General features: G+C 66.6%; 2 protein-coding genes. Both read right to left on the bottom strand.

The window, feature by feature from the left end; translation table 11 throughout:
• Nucleotides 1-326, bottom strand: a 326-nt coding sequence (locus ELR45_RS39785; RefSeq protein WP_205857613.1) for a DUF1684 domain-containing protein, incomplete at its 3' end; no start/stop codon positions are given.
• 53 nt (nt 327-379) lie between these two features.
• Complete coding sequence (locus tag ELR45_RS31000; RefSeq protein WP_129669729.1) at nt 380-1,390, bottom strand: ABC transporter substrate-binding protein; 1,011 nt, start codon at nt 1,388-1,390, stop codon at nt 380-382.
• Nucleotides 1,391-1,592 lie beyond the last annotated feature (202 nt).

Genomic DNA, 1,592 nt, shown 5'->3' with positions numbered 1-1,592 from the left:
GCGTCCTTCAGGGGGATGAAGATGCCCCCTCCGTACGACCCGAGCCACCAGACATCGAGGTCGCCAAGGGGAAGGTGGAGGCGGCCGACACGATCGAAAGGCACGACGCCGTCCGTCCCGGTGGCCACCTCAAGCCGGTGCGGAGACACTTCGGTGTCGACCTGGACCTCGAAACGGAGCTCGGGGTCATAGGCGGCATACGGCAAGCCAGTGAAGCCGGCGCGTTCCGCCGGCGGAATCGGGGACGCCGGGTGGTCGCGAAAGAGCTCGTCTCGCCCACGGGTCCAGAGTTCATGGCCCGACGCCGGGTCGGTGGCCGTACGCACTTCGGCGTACAGCGAGCCGACCCGGCGCCGCCAATCAAGAACGTCGAGCGTGTTCAGAGCAGGCCCTTCTCCTCGAGGTAAGCGCTGGCGACATCCTCCGGGAGCTGCCTCTCTGCGTCGACCGCGGCGTTGAGCGCGGCCAGATCCTCCGTGGTGAGAACGTCGGACAGCTCGTTCAGAGCGTCCACGGCCGCTTGGTCTCCGGCCACCTCCTCGTTGAGCACCGGGACCAGGTTGTCCGCGAGCTGCAGCTCCTGATCATCCTCGAGCAGCACCAAGCCGAGCCCTTCGAGGGTCCCATCCGTGGTGCCGACCAAGCCGAGATCCGCTTCTCCGTCGGCTACCGCCTGCTTGGTCTGCGGCGAGCTGAACCCCAGCGGCAGCATCTCGCTGAACTCCAGTCCATAGGTGCTCTCTAGGCCCGGCTGACAGAACGGCCGGTCCGGGCACTCCTCGACAGCAGCGAAGACCAGCGGCTCGCCCAGCTCGGCGAGGTCGGACAGCGTCTCCAGGTCGTTCTCCTGGGCAAACTCGGCGGACACGGCGAATCCGTTCTGGCTGGCCGCCTCGGCCGGCTCAAGGAGAACCAGCCCTTCCTCCTCGGCCAGCGGCCGCGTCGCCTCCACCGTCTCGGCCGCGTCGGTCGTCGCGACCGGGGAGTCCGTGGGCGCATCCGGGCCATTGGCCTGCACGTTGAGGTACTCCCCGAACGTCGCGGCATACTCCGGTACGACGTCGATCTCCCCACCGACCAGCGCTTCGGCGTAGATCTCACGGTTCGACGCAGTCTGGATCGACACGTCGTAGCCGGCGTTCTCCAGAAGCGCCTTGTATATCTCCTGCATGACGGACATCTCGGTGAAGTCCGCACCACCGACGGTCAGCGAACCCTGGCCGCCTTCCTCAGCGTCGCCGTTATCAGTGTCGCTGTTCTCGCTGCCGGAGTCGTCCGTCGTGGTGTCGGACCCCGAGGAGTCCGAATCGTCGTCGCCTCCACACGCGGTCAGAAGCAGCGTGAACGCCGCACCCGCCGCGAGGGCGGTGACACTACGTCGCTTGGTCATGGCAGTGGACCAACCTCTCTTGGTGTTCGCCTTTTGTGTCCCGTGGTGGCCCGGTGACCACCACGCGTGTCCGGCGAGCACCGCGATGCAGCGCCCGCGCTAACTTCAGTCAACTACGTCACACCGACAACGTGTTCCGTATTCCGCGTCACAATCGGCTCTCGACGGCCGATTCACCGTGGGAGACCGCCTCGACAGCCGC

Source organism: Phytoactinopolyspora endophytica, from assembly GCF_004138495.1.
Taxonomy (GTDB): domain Bacteria; phylum Actinomycetota; class Actinomycetes; order Jiangellales; family Jiangellaceae; genus Phytoactinopolyspora; species Phytoactinopolyspora endophytica.
The sequence above is the reverse complement of the archived record's forward strand: the minus strand, read 5'-3'. Positions and strand labels throughout refer to the sequence as shown.

Bases quoted from the DNA above. Each gene is read 5' to 3' on its own strand.
- ELR45_RS31000 (WP_129669729.1), bottom strand. From the start codon at position 1,390: ATGACCAAGCGACGTAGTGTCACCGCCCTCGCGGCGGGTGCGGCGTTC.